The organism is Phyllobacterium sp. LjRoot231, assembly GCF_964253365.1.
Lineage (GTDB): Bacteria > Pseudomonadota > Alphaproteobacteria > Rhizobiales > Rhizobiaceae > Phyllobacterium.
Genome location: NZ_CAXUQT020000001.1, coordinates 2,710,413 through 2,724,541, shown reverse-complemented (window position 1 = coordinate 2,724,541; position 14,129 = coordinate 2,710,413). Strand labels below are relative to the sequence as shown.

The 14,129-nt window shown below is 54.8% G+C and carries 12 protein-coding genes and 1 pseudogene; 4 read left to right on the top strand and 9 right to left on the bottom strand.

What is annotated here, in order from left to right; genetic code table 11:
• Window positions 1-419: 419 nt before the first annotated feature.
• On the bottom strand, window positions 420-1,769 hold the full coding sequence (locus ACSQ3H_RS13480) for a hypothetical protein (RefSeq protein WP_436117519.1): 1,350 nt from the start codon (window positions 1,767-1,769) through the stop codon (window positions 420-422).
• A 57-nt stretch (window positions 1,770-1,826) separates the two neighbouring features.
• The gene (locus ACSQ3H_RS13475) at window positions 1,827-3,188 is read right to left on the bottom strand and encodes an argonaute/piwi family protein (RefSeq protein WP_436117518.1); all 1,362 of its coding nucleotides are present in this window, start codon (window positions 3,186-3,188) and stop codon (window positions 1,827-1,829) included.
• Between the two features lie 124 nt (window positions 3,189-3,312).
• On the opposite strand from ACSQ3H_RS13475, the gene ACSQ3H_RS13470 reads away from it, so the two are divergent.
• Window positions 3,313-4,532, top strand: a protein-coding gene (locus ACSQ3H_RS13470; RefSeq protein ID WP_436115654.1) for an IS3 family transposase whose coding sequence is annotated in 2 segments (ribosomal slippage) — window positions 3,313-3,652 and window positions 3,652-4,532 — 1,221 coding nt in all. Because the reading frame shifts where the segments join, the coding sequence is not laid out codon by codon here.
• 76 nt (window positions 4,533-4,608) lie between these two features.
• Here ACSQ3H_RS13470 and ACSQ3H_RS13465 read toward each other — a convergent pair.
• Complete coding sequence (locus ACSQ3H_RS13465) at window positions 4,609-5,298, bottom strand: hypothetical protein (RefSeq protein WP_436117517.1); 690 nt, start codon at window positions 5,296-5,298, stop codon at window positions 4,609-4,611.
• 313 nt (window positions 5,299-5,611) lie between these two features.
• On the opposite strand from ACSQ3H_RS13465, the gene ACSQ3H_RS13460 reads away from it, so the two are divergent.
• Window positions 5,612-6,025, top strand: a complete 414-nt coding sequence (locus ACSQ3H_RS13460) for an MbcA/ParS/Xre antitoxin family protein (protein ID WP_436117516.1) — start codon at window positions 5,612-5,614, stop codon at window positions 6,023-6,025.
• Complete coding sequence (locus ACSQ3H_RS13455; protein WP_436117515.1) at window positions 6,019-6,717, top strand: RES family NAD+ phosphorylase; 699 nt, start codon at window positions 6,019-6,021, stop codon at window positions 6,715-6,717. The genes ACSQ3H_RS13460 and ACSQ3H_RS13455 overlap by 7 nt, the downstream gene beginning before the upstream one ends.
• A 103-nt stretch (window positions 6,718-6,820) precedes the next feature.
• On the opposite strand, the pseudogene ACSQ3H_RS13450 reads toward ACSQ3H_RS13455, so the two are convergent.
• Window positions 6,821-7,143, bottom strand: a pseudogene (locus tag ACSQ3H_RS13450) (YnfA family protein).
• Between the two features lie 89 nt (window positions 7,144-7,232).
• The gene (locus tag ACSQ3H_RS13445) at window positions 7,233-7,658 is read right to left on the bottom strand and encodes a MerR family transcriptional regulator (RefSeq protein WP_436117514.1); all 426 of its coding nucleotides are present in this window, start codon (window positions 7,656-7,658) and stop codon (window positions 7,233-7,235) included.
• Between the two features lie 64 nt (window positions 7,659-7,722).
• Here ACSQ3H_RS13445 and ACSQ3H_RS13440 point away from each other — a divergent pair, with 64 nt between their 5' ends.
• Complete coding sequence (locus tag ACSQ3H_RS13440; protein WP_436117513.1) at window positions 7,723-8,463, top strand: cation transporter; 741 nt, start codon at window positions 7,723-7,725, stop codon at window positions 8,461-8,463.
• 239 nt (window positions 8,464-8,702) lie between these two features.
• Here the strand turns inward: ACSQ3H_RS13440 and ACSQ3H_RS13435 are convergent, their stop codons facing one another.
• The 4 genes from ACSQ3H_RS13435 to ACSQ3H_RS13420 form a co-directional block, all read right to left on the bottom strand.
• Window positions 8,703-9,188, bottom strand: a complete 486-nt coding sequence (locus tag ACSQ3H_RS13435) for a hypothetical protein (RefSeq protein ID WP_436117512.1) — start codon at window positions 9,186-9,188, stop codon at window positions 8,703-8,705.
• Window positions 9,189-9,559: 371 nt separating this feature from the next.
• Window positions 9,560-10,612: an AraC family transcriptional regulator gene (locus tag ACSQ3H_RS13430; protein ID WP_436117511.1), complete on the bottom strand. Its 1,053-nt coding sequence runs from the start codon at window positions 10,610-10,612 to the stop codon at window positions 9,560-9,562.
• Between the two features lie 370 nt (window positions 10,613-10,982).
• Window positions 10,983-12,845, bottom strand: coding sequence for a mechanosensitive ion channel family protein (locus tag ACSQ3H_RS13425; protein WP_436117510.1), 1,863 nt, complete (start codon window positions 12,843-12,845; stop codon window positions 10,983-10,985).
• A 12-nt stretch (window positions 12,846-12,857) separates the two neighbouring features.
• Entirely contained in the window at window positions 12,858-14,129 is a 1,272-nt protein-coding gene (locus tag ACSQ3H_RS13420; RefSeq protein WP_436119443.1) for an alpha/beta hydrolase, read from the bottom strand.

Here is a 14,129-nt window from a genome sequence, read left to right as displayed (position 1 = left end):
CTCGCCGGCGCGCGCAATTCGAGGCATTGCCGAGATACTGTATTTCCGCTTCTAAGAAGAGTTTCGGATTTAGGCCCGTCGCCAACGCTCACACACCGCCGGGATGGAAAGCTTCGGGACTGAGTATGTTGTTCGGGTGTATGGGGATTTGACGATTTCGCGTCGTTCGACCCGGCCGCGGCGATGCGTCTGGCGGAGGAAAGGATGATCTCCTGCAGAGAAGCCTCCGCGTGAGCGGGTCCGTAATGGTCCGTTTTCGAACGTTGCTGAAGTCCCGACGAACGTCCGCATGTGGGCGCTGAGCCGACATTGCTTTGTCGGAAGCGGTGTACACATCCGATATTTGGCAGATCCTAAAAGCATTACAATATTATAACTATTTTTCAATTACATAGAGGGCGTTTGGTGGTCTTTGCTACCTAATTCCGCTTTATCCTGTCTGGCGCACCTCTCAAGCCTGCTGGTGTAAGTGCAGCCGATTTCGACTCTGCGATTATCAGCGTACGATCAATCTTGATAATCAAATCGGTTTCATATTCTACCCCGCCAAGCTTCCATTTAACATTCTCCACGTATTCGCAGTTAGGTATGGCAGATATTAGGATGTCTCTAACCTTAGATTCCAAGTAGACGGCGCGGCGCTCTTCAAGAACAGCTTTGTGTCCGGCTTCTTCGGCAAGCGTGCGCATCAAGTCATGAATGAAACTAAACACCACTTGCGGCACGGCAAAAAAGTAACGACCGGACTGCCGCACTCCTGGCGCAGTCCATATCGGATTGTTCAGAAATAGATGTTCAGGTTCAGTAGTGCTCAGTTGTCCTGCCACGACTGACAATCGGTCGAGGGCGAATTTAGCAGTCGCAATAGGTAAGCCAGTCCGTTCGGAGATATCGGCAGCATCAGTTGTTGCTAAAGTGGCAAGTGAAAGTTCTAGATGGGCCAGTATGGTTGTTCTTAACATATTTGGATCAAACCCCGGCGGAAAGTTTGGCAGAACTGGGGACGATAGGCTGGAAGCTGATGGAAACAATTCATAGTACTTACGGACGATGCGGTGCAGTTTCTTTTCCCGCATTATCTTTCGAATCTTCAACAGACGGTCAGTGTGCAGGAGTTCCAGCCTTTTGACCAAGGCTACTCCCACGGTGATTATGTCAGTCGCGCTGAATCCATGCTTCGCCTGCAGGCCAGCATTGAGGGGCTCATAAAGCTCATTTGAAATCCGGACAACATTTGAAAAATAGCCCCAGTTACGAACCAGTTGTCTGTGGAGTCGGAGTTTCTCGCTGAGGGATTTCACAGTCTTTTCAGTAAGGTCGTCCGAGACCCTGGAGTCAAGAAAGCGACGCTGATGAAATGCGTCGGCAAGCTGCGTGACAGTATCGATGACGGCCTGGGTGTCGTCAGGCATGAGAATGTTATGTCCCCACTCATTTTCGGGGATTCTAAGCGCCAACGCCTGTAATAACTCGACATGGTGCTGGGCCACCGACGGAAGTAAAGAATGCAACTCCGTTCCGCTCTCCGTTACTCCTGTTTGAAGGCCATAATAAGCCAATGCCGCTATCATTTGCGTCGGCGATTTTGTTCGAAGGAGTGTATCAAGCTTCGCTAGAAGCGCAGGAAACGCAGCCACCATTGCCCCGGCTTGCGTTTCCAGGACATCGCTGAAAATGCTTCTTTGTTCTTCGGATAATGAAAGATCTGAGAATGTCAGATCCACCTTGAGATTGCGCTTTGAATCACCGCGCGCCTTCTTCTTCGACATTGCTTCCTTTGTGCTTCCCCAGGACAATGGTGTGATCATTTAAAGGCGAGAGACAAATTACATGTAGAAGCGGTAGCGAGGGTCGGGTGTCGTTTCGTCGGCAACATATTTCAGTATCTCGCCGACCTGCTTTGCTGCTCTCAATGTAACAGGCAGTGCGCCGTCAAACTGAGTGCCGTTCCAATTCATTTTCGTCAGTGCCAACATCTCCCTTAAAAGTACATCCCAGCTGGGGGTGTCTCGTCTCTGCGCAATGATGAAAAGGGGGTTTGGAACATACAGACCAGGATAGGTTGCGAAAAAATCTACGCTTCCTCGGGTGTAGAGTATTGACTTGTCCTCATCCAGCCTCATAGCGGTTCCCCGAAGCGGAGGGTAGATTCCATTTCGGAAGAGCTTGACTGGAAGCCATAGAAAATCGGCGATTTCCAGTTCCGCCGCTTCGACTGCTTTGCTGAACCCATCCATTTCCTCAGGATGAAATTTTGAGGACTTATGAATGACTAACCGGCCCGGATAATGCAGGTGTTCCTTTTTGTAAGTTTTTAGCGCTTTCGTCGTAAGAGAAAATGCATCATCAGCAGAAAGATATGGTTGCCTATCAGTTTTATCTTCGAGAGCTAGTCCACCCTTCAAAATCAACCCTTCACCCCGTTCATCGAATAACTGGGCTGAACTTGTTTTCAGGGCACTCCCATCAATGTTTTTGAAAAAACTGATGCCCAAGAACGTTGTGCTTATATCGCTCTTTTCCCTGATCATGCGCCATGGAGTGCCACCAGCTTTATAATACAGGGCGCAAAAGAAGTTCCACGCACGTGTGGCTTCATCCTGCACCTTTCGCGTCGACAAAGTTGCTAGCTTTCGTCGAACAACAGCATTGTTGTCATAAGTCGTAGGCCAAACAAGTTGTATTGGAATTCTCAAATTCAACGTACCCGCCTTTAAGCTGCCGCGGAAATTGGATTGGGCACGATCGACGTAGCGAGACGTTTCAAACGTGTCCTCCTCCGTATCGGGATCATCCAGAGTGGCCCGCAGGCTGCTCACGCGTTCAATAACTTCAACCGGAAGCGCACAAACAATAACCTGAGGTGGCCTATCTTGTTCTGCCAGCGAGCGAACCTCACTAACGTACGCTTCAACCGCTAATGCGATTGCAGTCTCGTCATCAATCTCGCTCGTAATCGTCGAAAGGGTTGACCGTGAAAGGATACCCACATCACGATCTTCAATTATAAAACTGGTCCTAAACGCGCCGCCGCTTGAGAGACCTGGAAATGATGGAAACAGATTTGGTTGGCGGCTATTTTTGGCCGGAACGCCATTTTGGCACTGGATCACCCATTCACGAAATTTTCCTATTGCATCGGCCGATCCGACGACACCTAGTCGGACTACTTTATTGCTCTCCGACATAAGATCGACGGGACCGTATTTTGTAAGACCAAAGCGGACATCGACATGTCGGCTTTGAAATAGCCCCCGAATTATCCGGACAGTCCCTCACACTTAATTAAGTGGTAGGAGTATTGTTAGGAATATGACCAGTCGCATGCCCCATATTGAGATTTTGAACGGACCGGAACGGCGCCGTCGTTGGACGACAGCCGAGAAGCTGGAAATGGTTCAGGAAACCTACGAGCCTGGCGCTACGGTCAGTCTCGTTGCCCGTCGCCGGGGTGTTGCGCCCAATCAGCTGTTTGGCTGGCGCAAGCTGGCAGCTCAGGGTGCCTTGATGGCAACGGGATCGGAAGAAGAAGTTGTGCCAGCTTCGCAATACCGCGCCCTTCAGAACCAGGTCCGTGAACTTCAGCGGCTTCTAGGCAAGAAAACCATGGAAACGGAAATCCTCAAGGATGCCCTTGAGGTCGCCACGGATTCAAAAAAACAGACATTGCGGTCCTTGTCGTGGCCGAAGGACGGCACCCGATGAACCCCATCTGCGATATCTTGAATGTTTCCCGCTCTAATATTGCCGAACGCTCATCCGGCAGACCGGCCATGCGGCGCGGCCGTCCGCCACAACCCGATGCTGATTTGGTCGAAGAGATCAAAGCCATTATTAGTGCCATGCCGACATACGGCTATCGCCGTGTTCATGCAGTTTTGCGCCGAAATGCCAAGGCGGAAAACCGTTCATGGCCCAATCACAAGCGGGTTCACCGGGTGATGAAGGTTCATGGCCTCTTGCTTCAGCGCCATACCGGCAATCACGAAAGCCGCAAGCATGACGGCCGTGTCAGCGTTGACCAATCCAATCTGCGGTGGTGTTCCGACGGCTTCGAGATCGGATGCGACAATGGCGAAAAAGTCCGTGTCGCCTTCGCTCTCGATTGCTGCGATCGGGAAGTGATCGGCCATGTCGCAACCACAGAAGGGATCAAGAGCGAAGACGTGCAGGACCTCGCCATCCTTGCTGTCGAAAGCCGCTTCGGCCAGGTCAATACATTGCCGCACTCCATTGAATGGCTGACGGACAATGGCTCCTGTTTCATTGCCAAAGACACCAAATCCCTGCTCAAGGACATTGGCATGGAAGCACGAACCACTCCGGTCAGAAGCCCGGAATCGAACGGCATGGCCGAAGCCCTCGTCAAAACCTTCAAGCGCGACTACGCCGACGTTAATCCAGCGCCAGACGCAAAAACCGTCATTAAATCCTTGCCTTTGTGGTTCGAGCACTACAATGCTCTTCACCCGCACAAAGCTCTCGGATATCGTTCACCCCGAGAGTTCATCGCTGACCAAATCAACCCGTGAAACTGTCCGATCTTTCGGGGGCATCTACAGGCCTTGCGCACCAAACTCCAAGAGAGGCTCAGCGAAATGCGAAAGGTTAAAGTCCAAGTTCATGCTGAGCGCGCTCCACATCCTTCACTTCAACGGGATCCTCGCCACCTCTCCAGAGGTCATCCGGGACACCGAAGTCAAGTTTTAACGCCTCCACCTCATTAAACTGAAGTGGGTCCTGTCGGAGCAGGTCGCTGCCACGATTGAGAAACGCTTTCCACATTCCGATATGTCCTCGGACGCTTTGATTGGTTTCCAGACGTTTGATCCCGCTGAGCATTTCTGAAGAGCGACGATATTCGTTAAAGCCATCAGTCGTGAAGCGATAGGTGGGCTCAATAGCGAGATACCAAGCACCGTTTAATTCTATGAAATTGCTGTAAAAGCCTGCGTGGCGAAAATAGACTATTGGCTGGCCGGGTCGGCCGTACCCCTTCACTACATCCCGTGAGGTCAGCTTCTCGAACGATTGATAAGCGTATTTGCGACTATTGCGATCGTTTTTCTTTTTGAAGAAAAAACACGTCCGACCCTTAATCTTTATCGAGATAAGCGACTCGCCCACCATCTCGGCCAATGTTCTTTGCAGAAGATCGACAAAGTGAAGGCGAGATACTTCGGCATCAGAAGCACACCAATCAGAGGTTCCAATCCACTCATCCGATCCATCATCAATGACATATCGAAAGGGGGCGCACGACAAGTCCTGAAATGACCAAATTCGTTTCGAGGTCAAGATCCAGTCTCTCCTCGCCCGCCTATCTCTATCCGCCAGTTCATTGCGCAATTCGCTGGTCGTCAGAGAAGTAGATGCCACGAAGACCCTTTCAGGGAATTCCACTCGCAGAAGGTTTAGTGTTAGGTGTTCTTGCGACCTGGTTCGAGGTACGATTAAGCTCTGATGCTATCTGACCAATGTCCCCGCTTAACAATAAGAGCGCGACGAAATTGTCGCTCTCAAAAGTCTTTTGCTTGATTGGTCGTTCAAAGAGACGAGGCTTGCCAATTGGCAATAATATGCTATTTTTATGCCAGAAAGTGAGGATGCTATGCAGCTTCAGCCTATTGCTTCGACTCCATTCAACAGATCATCCGCTGAAATCACTGACGTGGAAGCAGGCGCGCTCGCCCGCACAACGGTGAACCTCTTCAACGCTTGGAAACTCACAGACGCGCAAGCTTGCACCTTGCTCGGTGGTTTGTCAGCCCGCACCTGGGCACGATGGAAAGAAGGCAACGTAGGGCGTATCGATCGAGACCTGAAAATGCGAATGGCTCACCTGATGGGTATCCATAAGGGGGTGCGGCACCTGTTTAAGGACCCAACACGAGGATATGAGTGGATTCAAGCGCCCAATACGGCTTTTGGCGGTCAGTCGGCGCTGGACGTGATGCTTCAAGGCGAGCTTTCTGATCTTGCGGTGATGCGTGAATGGCTCGATGCGGAGCGGAGTGCATGGTAAGCGGCCTTGCTGTACGATCCCATGTACAGTGGCCGAAAACCTACCGCATCATTAGGTCGATCTATCCGCCTATCGATTTGTTCGAGGACATCGCCGACCCCCGCGACTGGGAAGCCCTTGTCGCTGTCGAGGCGAAAACGAATCCGCGCATTCGATTTGAGGTGGGCGATCTTGGCAAGGTACCCGCAAACCGTCGCGTTTCGGGCGTCGGCGCTAGTTATGTGATGGCCCCATTTGTCCATTGTTCAACTGGGCGGCCAAGTCGCTTCACGGACGGAAGCTATGGTATCTACTATGCAGGCGACAGTGAAGAAGTTGCTGTCGCCGAAACAATCCATCACCATCAGAAGTTCATGAGTTCGACGCCTCAGTCTCCGGGGTGGACGTCGGACTTTCGCGTCTTGGTAGGCAGCGTGGACCGAGCACTGGATGACGTGAACGCGGTGCCTGACGTTCTTCATCCGCACGATTACACCGCTTCCCAAGTTGAGGGACGTGGACTTAGGGCGGCGGGAAGCGATGGCCTCTTGTGGAATAGCGTTCGAATGCCGGGTCACCGTTGTATCGGCATCTTCTGGCCGGATGCCATAACCATTCCTGTCCAAGAGCGGCACTACTGCTATCACTGGAACGGCGCGCGGGTAGATTTTGTGCGTCAGTACGACACCGGAGCAGTCTTGGCGGTAACTTAACAGGTGGCTTGTGGCACTTGCTCCATAAGGCCGAAAATCGTGTATCCGCTTTGGGCCCACAAGCGGTCATCGGGCAGCTTTTTTGGGGTCCTGGCTATACCTGCTAGGCTCTCGTCGGAAGCAGAATAACAGCGGCACCAACGAGGCAGATAACTGCCCCGGTCACGTCCCATTGATCAGGCTTGTTGTTTTCGACGAGCCACAGCCACAAGATCGAAGCGACGATGTAGACCCCGCCATAAGCCGCGTACGCGCGTCCCGCTGCAGTGGTGTCGACTAAAGTAAGCAGGCAGGCAAACACCGCCAGTGAGGCCATGCCGGGCATGATCCAAAGCGCCGACTTGTCGAGCCTGAGCCACGCCAGATGGAGAAGCAACCGACGATTTCCGCGACGGCGGCAACTGCATAAGCGAGAATTGTCAACATGGCTCACATATATAGATGGTTCCGCAGCGCGGGCTAGAGGCATCGCCACCCCGCAACCGCGTCTGCCATTGCGGACCGACACTATGCGTTCAGTTCTCAGTTAGAGTGCCATGCCGATGGCTGCTGTCCGCCAAGGTCTCGATTACGCGGCATTCAGCCACCCGGCCACGGGCGCATTCCTCGAGCATTCGTTGCAATTCCGTTCGCAGGGCGCTGAGGCTGGCAATGCGTTCCTCGACTTCAGCAAGGCGCGCTGACGCAATCCTGTCGGCAACGCTGCAAGATCGATCCGGATTGTCCTGCAGCGAGAGAAGCGCGCGGATTGCCTCGATGTTGAAGCCGAGTTCACGCGCATGTCTGATAAAGGCGAGCCGCGCCATGCTGGTCTCATCGTAACGCCTTTGCTGCCCTTCGGTGCGAGGCGGCGGCGGCAAGAGGCCAATCTGTTCATAGTAGCGTATGGTTGGCACCTTTACTTGGGTGCGTCGCGCTAATTCGCCAATCGAAAAATCCATGAAAAACCCCTTGAACCTCTAGTCACTATAGGGATTAGAGTGCCAATTGAAAAGGAGGCACCACATGGCTGATCACTGCTGTAACCACGAAACGGACACTTCTTGCACCCCAGCCCCGTTGGTCTTTCCAGTGGACAAGGCAGCCGCTCTCCACAAGGTTGAAGACACTTGCTGTTCTGGTGGAGTGCCAATCTTCGACGGCGTGGACCCGCGCTACAAGCGGATACTCTGGACTGTGATCGCCATCAACGGGGCGATGTTCCTGACGGAGATGGTAGCTGGTCAGCTGGCGGGTTCGCAGGCGCTAAAGGCGGATGCCTTGGATTTTCTGGCCGACACCGTCACCTACGGGTTGAGCCTCGCCGTGATCGGGGCGAGCCTGCGCACCCGAGCGACAGCCGCTCTGTTCAAGGGTCTCTCGCTTTCCGTCATGGCTGTCTGGGTCTTTGGTTCGACTATCTATCAAGTCTTTGTCCTTGGACTTCCGAGCGCTGAAGTGATGGGTGTCATCGGCTTCTTGGCACTGGCTGCAAACCTTGGCTCCGTTGTCCTGCTGCGACCCTATAAAGACGGTGACGCCAATGTTCGATCTGTCTGGCTCTGCTCCCGCAATGATGCAATCGGGAATGTCGTGGTCATGGCGGCTGCTCTCGGGGTGTGGGGCACATCGACCGCATGGCCTGACTTGGCAGTTGCAGCACTCATGGCAGGTATCTTCCTTACATCTTCGATGCAAATCCTGCGACAGGCGTGGAGCGAGTATCACGAGGGGAAACGCCGCGCTGGTCCGGTTGCCGTGGGGTGACAGGTATCGTGTTCTTCACACCCTGCACGGCTCCATTCGGGTTGTTGGGCTGAGCTAGCCAATAAAGCTGCGGCCCTAGAGGTGGCGTCATCAGGGTCCAGGTTGGTGCGAGTCCCGGTGGTCCCTCGTGAGTTCAGGAAAGAAGGGTCGGCAAACCATATCAACCGAGTTGAAACGGTCGTTTCTGCTGGGTGTGGTTGCTTGTCGGGGTTGGCATTGTTGTTGCCTGCGTCCAACAGTTATCGAGCGTCGTCGAATTCTTCGTAGCCTTCCTTAACGCCGGTCCAAAAACCGTTGACGAATTCCAACGGGATATTGCGCAGGACTTCCGCGCGCTCTTCGTCTTCATAGCCATCTTTGCCATGCATGCAGATGAAGTCTCCCAGTTCATCCGTCTGCGGGTCGTGGGATGGACTGTCGTGGGCAATGCGCAACAGCGCAACAAGTGCATCGTAGCCCGATCCAGCGGCAGGGAACGGTGCCGCCGCCAGCCGCTTGATGGGCTTGCGGTAACGCTCTTCCGCATGGGCTGCGTCGAAGTCGTCCGCGATCTCCCACTGTTTCTTCACCCATTGTATCCCGACATCTTCGCCCCGCAGTGTCGGCGTGATGGACTGTTCCAGGATCAGGTAGCGGCCAAGCGGTCCAACCTGCATGAAGCGCCACTCCGCTGCCCTGTCGGCGGCGTGGATCATTTGCATTATCTCGTCCAATTTGTTTGTCATCGGCTTGCTTCCTTATCTCCTGTTCCTGAATGGGAACACGCGTCATTGCAGTCGCGAACGAAATTGCGAGCTGCCTCCGTCTTCACGCGGGAGGCAAACTCCTGCGCGAGCTCGCACAGCCGCGGCTTGTGTCCGAATGGTTCGATGTTGCCACTGCGTATCGGCACATGCTGGTTCGTGCTCACAACGGGCGCTCGAAATGAGGTTAAGATGATCGATTGCCCCGTTCCTCAACTCGAACGGAAAGATTGTGGTCACCGTTAAATCTGCAAGTGGGTTGGCATCAAAGCGCAAAGCATTGGCTTTAATCGACAAACTTCGGATGCCTCTATCCGTCAGAAGAACAAATTGCGTCGACGCAAGTCAGTAACTCAAGCGACCAGTCCTTGCTTGTAGGCGCGCCGATGTTCCGACGGGCATTTGCCCGTCCAGCGACGGCAGGCATGGCTGAACGAACTCAATTGCCGAAAGCCGAGCAGCCAAGCGATCTGAGAGGCTTGAAGTCCCTCTTGAAGGTAGCAGAGCGCCATTTCACGGCGCAGGCCGTCGAGGATTTTACCAAAGGAAACCCCGTCCGCGGCTAGACGTCGGGCAAACGTCCGTTCGCTTAAGCCCAGCCGCCTTGCCACCATGGCCGCATTTGCCTCGGCGTGTGGAAGAAGTGGTGCGATTGTGTTCTCGACGAGCGTGCGAAACGGACTGACGTTGGATGCCCGGACAGCGAGTGTATCCTCGCAGAGCTTGACCATTATTTCGTTGAGATGCGGGTCGGCTCCAACGATCGGTCGCTTCAGCAAAGCTCCGTCGAAGCTCAGTTGGTCGGCATGGGCACCGAACTCGACATCACAGCCAAATCTCTGCCGGATTGCACCAAGATTACCAATACGGTGATGGACGAAACTCGCGGAGACCGGAACAATATGCTGGCCGAGAAGCTGGCGACACAGCCGCAGGAGCACCATTGTCAGAAACTCTGTCTGATGGCGATCGCTGTGGCGGGCGACACCTGAATAGGAAAGCGTTACCCGACAGATTGCTCCCTGGTCCATGTGGAGCTCGAGTGCCTCGTTGCCCAGCCGAACATATCGCATCAGACGGCGGAGTGCCTCTTCAAACGTATGCGACGACGCTGCCACGTAGTAGATCATCCCCATCTCGCGCAAATCGACCTGATCGGCCAAATCGAGCCCCAACCACTCATTGCCGACTGCTTCGCCGACTTTGCTCAGAAACGCGATCTGCGAGGTCAGCTTGATGCGCTTGCGTTCAACGAGAGAAGCGCGTTCCAGGCCACACCGTTTAAGTAGCGGGTCCGGATCGATGTGTTTTCGTTCGAGATGGGCCAGGGCCAAACGAGCGGGCACGCCCATACCCGTTGGACCTGAGACAAGTGTTTGAACAGTCGTACCGTAATTGTGCGTCATGGGCGCTCACAGATGGCCGCATTTATTATTGCGCCCGCTGGCGGCTCCAAGCAAAAAATTGCGCTTTTTCAATCGGCGCACGTTGTCTGGAGAAGCGTCCAGAGGCATTTCTTCTAGGTAGTCTGTTGGCGGCAGCGGATTGCACGGAACTTGCAAATCCAGCCGAATGTCATGGGTGGCCGAGTAGCCTCGCGACTTTATTTGGTTTTGAGGGCTGGTCGCAGGAACTACCCGATCGTTGATGTGGGCGGGCACACCCCATGGTCGTGGCATTCGCCTCGATCGCAGTCGGCACGGCCAATGCCGGAACCCCATTATCATCGTCGCCAGTTGACGGAGGGGACTTGAGTTGCTTTCGTTCACCCCATCCTTAACCAGCGGCTTCTGGCTCCGCATTCGCCGTCATTGGTTTTGAAACCGCTTTGATGCCGTTCTCCCGAAAGGCGCTTTGAACCGCCATCAATACGGTGCGCCGGATCATCGATTGTTTGCCAGGCCTTGCGGTGAAGGATGCCTTGATGATCAGCGTGCCGTCTTCAACGTCGCCGATACCTTTGCTCTTGAAGGGTTCTATCAGGTCCGGTGCAAGCTCCGGATTTGCCGCGATGTCCTGTCCGATCTTCTTGAACAGCTTGCGGACCAGGTCGACGTCCGTATCGAACGCAACCCGAAATGTCAGCTTTTCAATCGCCCAGTCGCGACTGAAATTCTGGATCTTCCCTATTTGCCCGTAAGGCACTGTTGCGATCGAGCCGCGAGAGTTTCGAAGAGACACGGACCGTATCGAAATTTTCTCGACGGTTCCCTTGGCACCCGACGTTTCGATGTATTCGCCAAATCGGAAGGCATCGTCGATCAGGAAGAACAGACCTGAAACAACATCTTTGACAAGCGTCTGCGAGCCGAAACCGATGGCGAGGCCAAAAACGCTCAGACCAGTGATCAACGGCCAGACGTTGACACCGAAAGAAATCAGGACCGAGAGGAGCGCCAGCGCGAGAATGCTCGATTTTCCCACCCCGCTGATAAGCGGAACAATTGTACCAAGCCTAGATCGGGGTGCGTCCAGTGCATCATTGTCAGGAGCCAATGCGGGATGAACTCCTTGCAGGGCACGGCTCGTCACTGTACCGATTACGTTCCAAAGAAATGCTGCCAAAAGCGCGATTACGGTTATTTCGAATGCTTCGCGCGTGACGCTTCGCAGTTGGAACCCCAGTCCCATTGCAAGCGGCGTTGCCCATAAGGTGCTTACCATGGCAACCGTGCCGATAAGAATGGCGAAGCGGGCTGTCTGGCGCGCCGCCGCTGCCGGAACGGAGATATGGTCCGCCTCCAATTTGCGCTTCGCCCAATTGGCGATCATCGCATCAAGATGCGGTGTCAGAAGCAGCATGAGGACAGTCACCATCACCGCCGATCCAGGCAGCGGCGTTCCCAAGGTGAGCGCTGCTTGACTGCTGATGAATGTAACGACGAGGAATGCGATGATGATTGCCGGCCAGCGCCTGGCAAGTTTATTGCGCCAGTGACTTCTCGGGGGCGGACCAGCGACGGCACTGGCCATCGTGCGCCTGTGCCGCCACACAACTCCCGCAAGCAGAAGATAGATCGGCACCGCCATCAAGACGGTGCGGGTCAAGTCCCTCAGTCCGGGCCCGGCACTCCAAATCTGCAACGTCGCGACAAGGGCGATACCCACGATTGCCCAGCTGACGGCGATCGACAGATCACGAGACAGCGCCAGCATATGGAAGGAACGGTGGCGAACTTCGGGCCGCCGCGTCGCCATCAAGATAAATCGCGTGAGCCACAAAACGCCGTAGACGATGACCGTCACGACGGCCCACAATCTCAGCGTGCGTAAAGGCAAGCCAGACGGCTCAAGCAACCTGGCTGCAATAAGACCCACAGCGAGGGCGACGCCCGCCGCTGCCGCATCCATCACAATTCTCCGCAAGACACCCCTAGCGGCATTACGGATTTTCGATTGTCGTTCCAGCACCAGAAGCGTGCCTGCGGTGAGCACGACCACCGTAAGGACGGCAGCGAAAAGATGGAGGCGCGACGTTGATGCTGCCGAGATGGAGTTCAGCAAGTTCGCCCACTCGTTTGGCAGCTCCGAAAGAGCAGAAAATCGCGCGTGCAGCCCGGCCGCAAAACCCTCGGCAACCTTCTCGACGGCCGCTATCGCCGAATTGACATCGAGGTCGACTACGGTTTCTTCACTCACAATGCACCTTTCTCAATCGCATCGTTTCGTCGACGCAGGTGTAGCACTACAGTCACTAACAACTGGTCGTCTTGCACCGCTCTTCGCCCCGCTCAACCCGGCTACCTGGTTTGCGTAGTTCTCCCGGGTGTTCTGGTCGACCACAGCGATCGGCGCGGAAAGGATCAATCCCGCCGCGCTCCCCGCTGCCGCCGCCGTTCCGGTCGTGGCGGCGAGGAGTTTGTCGCCGAGCCCGACCCTGCTGTCGGTCAACGTCTGGCCTTGCGAGATGCGTGCGCCAATGAGTTGCACGATCTGTGGGGATTCGGCGAACTTGCTGTGGTGAAGTCTGTCGCCTGCCTTGATCTTGGTGAGGTCGATCACCGCGATCTTGTTGGCGGCCAATTCCTCCTTGTAGGGAGATTGTTCGGGATCGATGGAGCCTATTCTCGGTATGTCTCCCCACACCCGCCGGGACAGCGCAAGCGCGCGATCGTCGCGGGAGACGAAAAGAGTGAACTGGGGGCGCTGCGGTCCCATGTCTGCGATCTGGGAGCGGAACACATCGACGTCGACATCGGCGTCGGCAAGCATAACGTTCTTGAATTTCGCCGGCAGTCTGCCGTTGCGGATGGCCATCTGGCGCAGGGACTCCAGGGCGAGCCAGTTGCCCATTGAATGGGCGAGGATCGAGACATCCTTTATCTCAGGATCTTTCGCTAGATACTGGAACAACGTTTCGAGGGCGTTCCTCGTGTAGTTGGTGCTCTCGCGGTCATATCCATAGGCCAGCAGGCTGCCGCGCGAAGGCCAGGTAACCAGAACCGGCGTATTGGGTATGCCGGAATCCTGCATGATCTGCGCAAAACGATAAACTGAATCCTCAAATCGGTTGTTGAACCCGTGAATGAAGACGATGACGCTGTGATCGGGATTTTTCCTGACCAAAACGTTCAGCCTTGACTTTGCTCCATCCAACGTCAGCGCGTCGGCTTTCAGAACCGCAAAGTCCGTCGCGGGATTGGAGGGAAGCTTCTTGGGCCAAGCGACCTCGCCCACTTTTCGCACTTTGCTTGGCGGGATCGATACGGTGAGGTCGGCAAAGGAGGGGGTAAGCCCGCGTTCGCCGCTGAACATTTGACCGGGAACGCTGGAACGGCTTCTCGTCGTCGTCACCAGCATTTCGACTTTGGTTGCGCCAGGGGACGTCTCGGCGACAGGCAGCAATACATTTTTCGGCCGCCCGGCACAGCCCGCTGTGAGCACGACGAGCACAAGTATCAAGGCCCACCGCATGCCGTTCAT

Coding starts and splice junctions, on each gene's coding strand:
- ACSQ3H_RS13480 (WP_436117519.1), bottom strand. CDS start 1,769: ATGTCGAAGAAGAAGGCGCGCGGTGATTCAAAGCGCAATCTCAAGGTG.
- ACSQ3H_RS13475 (WP_436117518.1), bottom strand. CDS start 3,188: ATGTCGGAGAGCAATAAAGTAGTCCGACTAGGTGTCGTCGGATCGGCC.
- ACSQ3H_RS13460 (WP_436117516.1), top strand. CDS start 5,612: ATGCAGCTTCAGCCTATTGCTTCGACTCCATTCAACAGATCATCCGCT.
- ACSQ3H_RS13455 (WP_436117515.1), top strand. CDS start 6,019: ATGGTAAGCGGCCTTGCTGTACGATCCCATGTACAGTGGCCGAAAACC.
- ACSQ3H_RS13445 (WP_436117514.1), bottom strand. CDS start 7,658: ATGGATTTTTCGATTGGCGAATTAGCGCGACGCACCCAAGTAAAGGTG.
- ACSQ3H_RS13440 (WP_436117513.1), top strand. CDS start 7,723: ATGGCTGATCACTGCTGTAACCACGAAACGGACACTTCTTGCACCCCA.
- ACSQ3H_RS13435 (WP_436117512.1), bottom strand. CDS start 9,188: ATGACAAACAAATTGGACGAGATAATGCAAATGATCCACGCCGCCGAC.
- ACSQ3H_RS13430 (WP_436117511.1), bottom strand. CDS start 10,612: ATGACGCACAATTACGGTACGACTGTTCAAACACTTGTCTCAGGTCCA.
- ACSQ3H_RS13420 (WP_436119443.1), bottom strand. CDS start 14,129: ATGAACGGCATGCGGTGGGCCTTGATACTTGTGCTCGTCGTGCTCACA.